Source organism: Marinibaculum pumilum, assembly GCF_042646425.1.
Classification (GTDB): domain Bacteria; phylum Pseudomonadota; class Alphaproteobacteria; order Ferrovibrionales; family Ferrovibrionaceae; genus Marinibaculum; species Marinibaculum pumilum.
Genome location: NZ_JBHRTR010000048.1, coordinates 80,772 through 88,997, shown reverse-complemented (window position 1 = coordinate 88,997; position 8,226 = coordinate 80,772). Strand labels below are relative to the sequence as shown.

Sequence of the window (8,226 nt, the reverse complement as noted above, 5' to 3'; positions counted from 1 at the left end):
CCCCCGCCGGAGGAGAGCGCCCCCTGCCCGCTGCCGCTCATCGGTGGCAGACCGTGCAGTCGGTGAGGCCCTCGCTGCGAAGGCCGTAGCGCTGCATCAGCGCGTCCAGCCGGTCGCCGGACAGGTCCATGGCCGCGGCGACCGGCGCGAAGACCGCGTCCGGCGGCCGCAGATGCGGCGCCGGGTCGCGATGGCAGTCCAGGCACCATTCCATCGTCATGGGCACCGCCTGAGCGGTCAGCGGCATCTCGCCCACGGCACCGTGGCAGGTGGTGCAGCCGATGCCGTTCCGGACATGCGGCGCGTGGCTGAAATAGACATGGTCGGGCAGCCGGTAGACCCGCCGCCAGCGCAGCGGCTGCCCATCGGCCAGGCTGCGGCGGACCGGCGCCAGCATCGGTGCGTCCGTGAAGAGCTGCGCGTGGCAGGTCATGCAGGTGGCGCTGTCGGGCATGCCGGCCTGCGCCGAGGTCTCCACCGCGCCATGGCAGTAGCGGCAGTCCAGGCCGGCCTCGCCGACATGGTGGCGGTGGGAGAAGGGGACCGGCTGAACCAGGATCCGCCCCTGGCCGGTGACATAGGGCGAGTGGGCGAAAGCAACCAGGATCACGATTCCGGCCGCAAGAAGGCCGGATCCCAGGATGAGGGCAGTGCGCAGCAGATGGTCTGCGCCCGGCGGAAAGATGTTGGCCATGCGCATTCCCGCGGTCGCCGGCATGCGGGCGACAGGCTGGGGAACGCGCTGCCGCTGCAAAAGGTTCCGCTGCGTTCGGCCGCTGCGGGAGGCCGCCGCCGCACGCCGCAGGAACCTGCGGCGGCCGCCGGCCGTTCTGTTCCGGAACCCGGCGCCGGATCGGCGCCACGGAAGGGAAACGGAAAGGCCGGCCAGACATGGCCATGCACCAGGACGCGACAGACAGGCAGGAAACGACCGGCAGGCAGAACGCGACAGACAGGGTTGCAGGCCGCAACGGCCGGCCCGCGGCCGAAGGCTATCCGGCGGAATCGGCGCGGCAGGGCTATATCGTGCTGCGCAGCCGGGCCCGCCGCCGGCTCTTTGTCGGCGGCCTTGCCGGTCTGGTTCTGCTCCTGCTGCTGCTCGCCGTGCTGGCCTGACCAGGACGACCGGAAGCCGCGATGTTCAACCGCATCACGCACGACAAGATCGAAGAGGTGGTCCGCCTGGCAGAACGGGCGCAGGCGGTCCCGCACCGGGACGCCGCCGCCCGGACGTCGCCGCGCGGCGGGTCGAGCAATCCGCCCCTGCGGCCGCAGCCGGCGGAGGACTGGGCGGAGGCCCTGCCCCGCTTTCTGCATGACCTGCCGGTCGCGGCGGTGCAGGAGCTTGTCGGCCTGTATCGGGATGCCGCCGGCCGCGGGCAGACGCCGGCACCCGAACCCGGGACCGATCCGGTCGACTATCTGCTGGGACGCCCCGATCTGGCCAAGGTGCTAAGGTCCGGCTACATGAGCCGCTGAACGGTCGCGACGCCGGCTCCGGCCGTTGCCGCACCCGTCGTCCATCGCGCGCCGGTCCGGAACCATGCAGCCACAAACCGCTCTCGACGTCTTCGACACCGCCGCGATCCTGGTGGTCCTGGCCGCCGCGCTCGGCTACCTCAACCACCGCTTCCTGCGCCTGCCGCACACCATCGGCCTGACGGTGATGGGGGCGATCGCCTCCGTCGTGATCGTCGTCGCCGACCGGTTCGTCGGCATCGGGCTCAGCACCGCCGCCTCCGGCTTTCTGGAGAATGTCGACTTCTCCGACACCCTGCTGGAAGGCATGCTGTCCTTCCTGCTGTTCGCCGGCGCGATGACCGTCGACCTGGAACATCTGAAGCGCAGCCGCTGGACGATCCTGGTCTCCGCCACCGTCGGCGTCATTCTCTCCACCCTGATCGTCGGCGTCGGCTTCTGGTTGATCCTGGGCGCGATGGGCCTGGACCTGGCGCTGATCTGGTGCCTGGTGTTCGGCGCCCTGATCAGCCCGACCGACCCGGTGGCGGTGCTGGGCCTGGTCCGCGCCGCAGGGGTCAACAAGTACCTGGAAGCACGGATGACGGGCGAGAGCCTGTTCAACGACGGGGTCGGGGTCGTCGTCTTCGCCATCCTGCTGTCGGTCGCCACCGGCAGCGAGAGCTTCTCCGCCGTCAAGGCCGCGGAGCTGTTCGTGCTGGAGGCCGGCGGCGGGGTCGCGCTCGGCCTGGTGCTGGGCATCGCCGGCAACCGGCTGATGCGGGGCATCGACGAGCACAATATCGAGATCCTGATCACCCTGGCCGTGGTGATGGGCGGCTATGCCCTGGCCAGCGCGCTGCATGTCAGCGGGCCGGTCGCCATGGCCGTGGCCGGCCTGCTGGTCGGCAATCACGGTGTCACGCATGCCATGAGCGAGCATACGGCGCAGCGGCAGACGGACTTCTGGTCGCTGGTGGACGAGCTGCTGAACTCCGTGCTGTTCCTGCTGATCGGGCTGGAGGCGCTGCTGATCCTGGGCCATCCGCGCGACCTGATCGGCGGCCTGGCCGCGATTCCCCTGGTGCTGGCGGCCCGCGCCCTGTCCCTGGGCCTGCCGGTGGTCGCCCTGGGACGCATGGCGCCGTTCCGCGGCGGCGTCTTCCCGTTCCTGGTCTGGGGCGGCCTGCGCGGCGGCATCTCGATCGCGCTGGCCCTGTCCCTGCCTGCGGGACCCGAGCGCGACATCGTGCTGGGCGCCACCTACATGGTGGTGATCTTCTCCGTGGTGGTGCAGGGTCTGACCATCGGCACGGTGGTCCGGCGCTTCATGAAGGAACCGGACGAGGCCGAGAGCAAGGGGGGAGAAGCGGCATGAGCGACGCTGGCGGCGACGGGCAGCGGCGCGGTCTCTATCCGGAGATCGCGCCCTATGACCAGGGCTGGCTGCGGGTCTCCGACCTGCACGAGATTCATTACGAGCAGTGCGGCAATCCGGAACGGCCGGCAGCCCTGTTCGTGCATGGCGGGCCGGGCGGCGGTTTCGATGCGGAGGACCGGCGGTTCTTCGACCCCGATGCCTGGCGGGTGGTGCTGTTCGACCAGCGCGGCGCGGGTCGCAGCCGGCCGCATGCCTGCCTGGAGGAGAACACCACGCAGCACCTGATCGCCGACATGGAGGCGCTGCGCAGCCATCTGGGGATCGAGCGCTGGATGCTGTTCGGCGGCTCCTGGGGCAGCACCCTGTCGCTGGCCTATGCCCAGGCGCATCCCGAGCGGGTCACCGCGATGGTGCTGCGCGGCATCTTCCTGCTGCGCCGCTGGGAACTGGACTGGTACTACGGCCATGGCACGCAGGGCGTCTTTCCCGAGGCGGCCGACCGCCTGCACGGCCTGGTGCCGGAGGGGGAGCGCGGCGACATCGTCGGCGCCTATCACCGCATGGTCACGGGCAAGGACGAAGGCCTGCGCCGCAGGGCGCTGGAGGCCTGGTCCCGCTGGGAAGCGGAGACCTCGTCGCTCTACACCGACCCGAAGCGGGTCGAGCGGTTCAGCGGCGCAGAGTTCGCCGAGGCCTTCGCCGGCATCGAGCTGCACTACTTCGCCAATGGCGGCTTCTTCCCGCGCGACGGCGAGCTGCTGCTGCAGGCCGGGCGGATCGCATCGATCCCCGGTGTCATCGTGCATGGCCGCTACGACATGGTCTGCCCGGTCCGCAACGCGGTCGACCTGCATGCGGCCTGGCCGGGCAGCGAATTGCACATCGTGGCGGACGCCGGCCATGCCTCCCGCGAACCGGGCACGATCGACTGCCTGGTGCGGGCCACCGACCGCTTCGCCGGAAAGGGCTGAGCGGCCGCTCAGCCCAGCAGCCAGAAGCAGGCAAATCCCGCTGCCAGGGCCGTGCCCAACCCGATCAGCAGGATCAGGCCGTCGCGGGTGAACAGGCCCAGCGACAGAAGGGTCACCGCCAGGGCCGGCGGAACCACGCCCCAGGGCACGAAGGCCAGCGGATAGAAGGTCGCCGCCAGGGCCAGGATCGCCAGGCCGGCGAGGCGGATCGTCCAGCCGGTCTCCGCCCATTGCCAGCGCGGGCCGACGACCCTGTCGACCTTCGCCAGATGGCGGTCCGCCCAGTCGATGGACCGTCGCGCCCGGTCGCTGCCGGTACCGATCCGTCGCAGCACGCCGGGAATCCAGGGGCTGCCCGCGCGCAGCTGCATCTGGGCGGCCAGCAGCATGATCAGGGTGCCGGTCACCAGGGAGGCGCCCGGGATCGAGCCGATCGGCGACAGGGCGATCACGCCAAGGACGAAGATCAGCGGGCCATAGGCACGGCTGCCGAACGCCTGGAAGATGTCGCCGACGGTCATGCGGCTGCCGTCGGTGGCCGACCGCAGCCGGTCCATCACCTCCGTCAGGCTCATCGTCGTGCTGTCGCCCATGCCCGGCCCCTCCGGCTTTCGCTCTCCACGCCCGAAGGAAGACGCAGGCGACCGATTGGTTCCGCCGGGCCGGGCCGCGGGATCAGGCGCCGCCGGGTTCCGGCAGCCGGTAGCGTTCGCCGGGGCGCAGCATGACGCCGTCCGCCATCGCCCTGCCCAGCTCCAGGCTGGCCGCGATGCGCCGGGCGCGTTCCAGGAAATGGGCCGCCGCGGCGGGCGGGCAGACCTCGCCGGCGGCGGCCTCGAACAGGTGCAGCCAGCGGTCGAAATGCACCGCGTCGACCGGCAGCGCCTGATGCACCGGCATCGGCTGGCCGTGATAGCGCCCGGTATAGAGCGCCACCGACGACCAGAAATCGACCATGCGGCGCAGATGCGGCTCCCAGTCGGCGATACGGGCGGCGAAGACCGGCCCCAGCAGGGGATCGCCGCGGACCTTGCCGTAAAAGTGCCGCACCAGGCGGTCGATCATCGCCTCGTCGATGCCGGTCTCCGCCGCCACCCGCGCCGAGAGCTGCGCGCGCCGCTCCGGCCCGCCCTCCGGGTCGCCGCGCACCTTCAGTTCGGACATGACACCCTCCGCAACGTCTCTCGTCGACCGTCAGGTGGGGCGGCGCCGGCCCCCGGTCCATGCCCGCAGCTGCGGCAGGGCGTCGCGTCGGGCGGCGACCGTCACTAGGCTGGCCCCTCCCCGCAGGACGAAGGAGGAGAGCATGTCCAAGGTGCTGAAGCGGCTGGCGGATGCCGGCCTGACCCTGCCGGAGCCGCTGAAGATGCCACCCGGCGTGGTGCTGCCATTTCCCTGGGTGCATGTCCGCGGCGAGCGGATCCTGGTCTCCGGCCATGGCCCGCAGGAGCCGGATGGCAGCCTGTCCGGCCCGTTCGGCCAGGTCGGTGCCGAGGTCGATCCGGACACGGCGAAGGTGCTGGCGCGGAAGACGGCGCTCGCCATGCTCGGCAGCCTGCACAGGGAGCTCGGCGACCTGGACCGCATCGCCGGCTGGGTACGGGTCTTCGGCATGGTGAATTCCGCCCCCGGCTTCGCGCAGCAGCCGGCCGTGATCAACGGCTTTTCCGAAATGATCCTCGACCTGTTCGGACAGGATGCGGGCCGTCATGCCCGCTCAGCGGTGGGCATGGCCGGCCTGCCGTTCAACCTGGCGGTGGAGATCGAGGCGGAGCTGGTGCTGGCCGACCCGGCGCGCTGAGCCCGGTCCATCGCCGTCGGAACCTTTTCGCTGCCACGTGTTGCCACAGGGATCGAAGACATCACGAATGGGGAGCACAGCGATGGAGTTCCTTCACCGGCTGGTGCACAAGTACGAGGCGATCCACACCGTCCTCGGCATTCTCGGCAACTTCATGTTCGTCGGCGGTTCGGTCTTGTTCCTGGAGGCGTTCAAGGATCTGAAGCCGGTTGCCGTCTGGCTGTTCATCTTCGGCTCGAGCTTCATGCTGATAGGCGCGCTGGGCGCCGGGCTGAAGCGGTGCTGGCGCTATTTCGAGGGGCAGCCCCAGCCGGAAGATGCGATGCCAGAGGTGTCCGGAAACTACGACGTGGCCCGCTTCAACAGCGCCGCCGGCGCGGCCGCGACGCGAGCCACACGACAGCGGGCCGATTAGGCAATGTTCGACTGGGTGACCGGCTTCCTGGAGCAGTCCGGCTATGGCGGGATCGCCGTCCTGATGCTGCTGGAGAACGTGTTTCCGCCCATCCCGTCCGAACTGATCATGCCGTTCGCGGGCTATGCGGCGAGCCGCGGCGACCTGCAGATCGTGCCGGTGATCCTGGCCGGCACCCTGGGGACGGTCGCGGGCGCGCTGTTCTGGTACTATGTCGGCCGCTGGCTCGGGCTGGAACGGCTGCAGCGGTTTGCCGACCGCCACGGCCGCTGGCTCACCCTGTCCCCGAAGGAGGTCGTGCGGGCGGACAGATGGTTCGACAGGTTCGGCATCTGGGCGGTGCTGTTCGGCCGCCTCCTGCCGGCGATCCGCACCCTGATCTCGGTCCCCGCCGGACTCAGCGGCATGCGGCTGCTGCCGTTCCTGCTGGCCACCACCGCCGGCTCCGCGGCCTGGACCGCCTTCCTTGCGCTGCTCGGCTATTTCATGGGCAGCGAGTACCAGGCCATAGAGACATGGCTGAACCCGGTTTCCGACGTGGTGATCGGCCTGATGATCGCCTGGTACCTTTACCGGGTCGCCACCTTCGGCCGCGGCCAGGGGCGGGACGGCGGCAACGGGGGTCAGCCGCGTTCGCGCCAGACCGTGCGGTAAAGGTCGAAGCGGCGGTCGCCCAGGTTGCGCACCGTGCCATGGCCGCGCGCCCAGGACAGGCTCGCCAGGTTCAGGTCGGCGACCGCCACCATCTCGACATTCTCGCTGGCCTCCGCCGCGATGCCGTCGCGGGCGAAGGGGAAGTCGCAGGGCGTGAAGATCGCGCTCTGGGCGTACTGGATGTCCATGTTCTCGACGTTCGGCAGGTTACCGATATTGCCGGACGTGACAACGTAGCACTGGTTCTCCACCGCCCGCGCCTGACAGCAGTAGCGCACCCGCAGATAGCCCTGCCTGGTGTCGGTGCAGAACGGCACGAACAGGATCCGCGCGCCCTGGTCCACCAGGCGGCGGGCCAGCTCAGGGAATTCGCTGTCGTAGCAGATCAGCACGCCGATCGGGCCGCAGTCGGTCTGGATCGCGTTGATCTCGTCGCCGCCCTGGATGTTCCACCAGTAGCGCTCGTCCGGGGTGGGATGCAGCTTCTCCTGCGCATGGACGGAGCCGTCGCGCAGGAAGACATAGGCGACGTTCTGGATCTCGCCATCCTCGGTCCGGGTGGGGTGGGAGCCGCCGATGATGTTGATGTTGTAGCCGATCGCCATCCTGTTCAGCCGCTCGATCAGCACGTTGGTATGGTCGGTCAGGCGCTCGATCGCCGCTTCCGGCCGCAGCCGCTCCTGCTCGCAGGCCAACAGCTGCAGGGTGAACATCTCCGGAAAGACCACGAAGTCGGACTCGTAGTCGGAGGCGACGTCGACGAAATACTCCACATTGCGGAAGAACTCGTCGACGCTCGCCACGGGGCGCGCCTGGAACTGTACCGTCGTGATCCGTGCCACCTTCGGGTCGCGGCGGCTGGGCGGCTGGCGCGCGGCGTCGGGCTGGTAGTAGGGATTGCGCCAGACCATCAGCGCCGCATGGCCGTCGGATTCCCGGTCTTCCGGCAGGTAGGCCTCCAGCACCCGCACCGGCTCGAACCCGGCACGCACCTGGAATGAGACGACGGGGTCGCGCACCTCCTTGGCGATCACGGCATCGAGATAGGCGGCCGGATCCGGATAGCGGCGCTTCCGTCGGGCATAGCCGGGGATCCGCCCGCCGAAGGCGATGCCCTTCAGCCCCAGGTCCTGGCACAGCCGCTTGCGCGCATCGTAAAGCCGCTGGCCGATGCGCAGGCGGCGGCGGGAGCTGTCGACGCAGACCTCCATGCCGTACAGCCAGTCGCCATCCGCATCGTGGCGGGCGGCGAAGCCGCCGCCGGTGATCGCCTCCCAGCTGTGGTCGGAAAGGGCGAGTTTCTCGGCAATGATGAAGGTGGCGGCATAGCCGACGATCCGGCCGTCATAGGTGACGACGAACTGCCCCTCCGGAAAGGCATTGATCTGGCCACGGATCTGGCCTGTGGAATAGGGCAGCTGGCCGGGATAGACCCGCCGCGCCAGGTCGACGATCGCCGGGATGTCGGCGTCCTGCGCGGTGCGGATCTCCAGGTTGCGTCGCGTGGCCGCCGGCGCCAGTTCCACGCCGGTGCGGCCGCTGCGCG

The 8,226-nt window shown here is 69.8% G+C and carries 11 protein-coding genes; 7 read left to right on the top strand and 4 right to left on the bottom strand.

The genetic code is table 11. From position 1 onward, the window contains the following. Positions 1-37: 37 nt before the first annotated feature. Positions 38-694, bottom strand: coding sequence for a cytochrome c3 family protein (locus ACFOGJ_RS25425; RefSeq protein ID WP_379905946.1), 657 nt, complete (start codon positions 692-694; stop codon positions 38-40). A 197-nt stretch (positions 695-891) separates the two neighbouring features. On the opposite strand from ACFOGJ_RS25425, the gene ACFOGJ_RS25420 reads away from it, so the two are divergent. The 4 genes from ACFOGJ_RS25420 (at position 892) to pip (ending at position 3,810) form a co-directional block, all read left to right on the top strand. After that, positions 892-1,116 (top strand): hypothetical protein, encoded by a 225-nt coding sequence (locus ACFOGJ_RS25420; protein WP_379905944.1) that lies wholly within the window; start codon positions 892-894, stop codon positions 1,114-1,116. A gap of 21 nt (positions 1,117-1,137) precedes the next feature. Further along, positions 1,138-1,479: a hypothetical protein gene (locus ACFOGJ_RS25415; RefSeq protein ID WP_379905942.1), complete on the top strand. Its 342-nt coding sequence runs from the start codon at positions 1,138-1,140 to the stop codon at positions 1,477-1,479. Positions 1,480-1,543: 64 nt separating this feature from the next. Beyond that, positions 1,544-2,836 carry a cation:proton antiporter gene (locus tag ACFOGJ_RS25410; RefSeq protein ID WP_379905940.1) on the top strand — a complete coding sequence of 431 codons (1,293 nt, stop codon included), beginning with the start codon at positions 1,544-1,546 and terminating at the stop codon, positions 2,834-2,836. Beyond that, positions 2,833-3,810 (top strand): prolyl aminopeptidase, encoded by a 978-nt coding sequence (gene pip / locus ACFOGJ_RS25405; RefSeq protein WP_379905939.1) that lies wholly within the window; start codon positions 2,833-2,835, stop codon positions 3,808-3,810. Before ACFOGJ_RS25410 ends, pip begins: the two co-directional genes overlap by 4 nt. An 8-nt stretch (positions 3,811-3,818) precedes the next feature. Here the strand turns inward: pip and ACFOGJ_RS25400 are convergent, their stop codons facing one another. Beyond that, on the bottom strand, positions 3,819-4,403 hold the full coding sequence (locus ACFOGJ_RS25400) for an exopolysaccharide biosynthesis protein (RefSeq protein WP_379905937.1): 585 nt from the start codon (positions 4,401-4,403) through the stop codon (positions 3,819-3,821). Between the two features lie 82 nt (positions 4,404-4,485). Further along, on the bottom strand, positions 4,486-4,974 hold the full coding sequence (locus tag ACFOGJ_RS25395) for a group III truncated hemoglobin (protein WP_379905935.1): 489 nt from the start codon (positions 4,972-4,974) through the stop codon (positions 4,486-4,488). Between the two features lie 142 nt (positions 4,975-5,116). Here ACFOGJ_RS25395 and ACFOGJ_RS25390 point away from each other — a divergent pair, with 142 nt between their 5' ends. From ACFOGJ_RS25390 to ACFOGJ_RS25380, 3 genes are all read left to right on the top strand, one after another. Next, a complete protein-coding gene (locus ACFOGJ_RS25390) occupies positions 5,117-5,611 on the top strand; it encodes a RidA family protein (protein ID WP_379905933.1) in 495 nt (164 codons plus the stop codon). 82 nt (positions 5,612-5,693) lie between these two features. Further along, positions 5,694-6,026, top strand: coding sequence for a YrhK family protein (locus tag ACFOGJ_RS25385; protein ID WP_379905931.1), 333 nt, complete (start codon positions 5,694-5,696; stop codon positions 6,024-6,026). 3 nt (positions 6,027-6,029) lie between these two features. After that, positions 6,030-6,680, top strand: a complete 651-nt coding sequence (locus tag ACFOGJ_RS25380; protein ID WP_379905929.1) for a DedA family protein — start codon at positions 6,030-6,032, stop codon at positions 6,678-6,680. Here ACFOGJ_RS25380 and ACFOGJ_RS25375 read toward each other — a convergent pair. Then, positions 6,650-8,226: GNAT family N-acetyltransferase (locus ACFOGJ_RS25375; RefSeq protein WP_379905927.1), on the bottom strand; the 1,577-nt coding region annotated here is incomplete at its 5' end. The two genes, ACFOGJ_RS25380 and ACFOGJ_RS25375, sit on opposite strands and share 31 nt — an antisense overlap.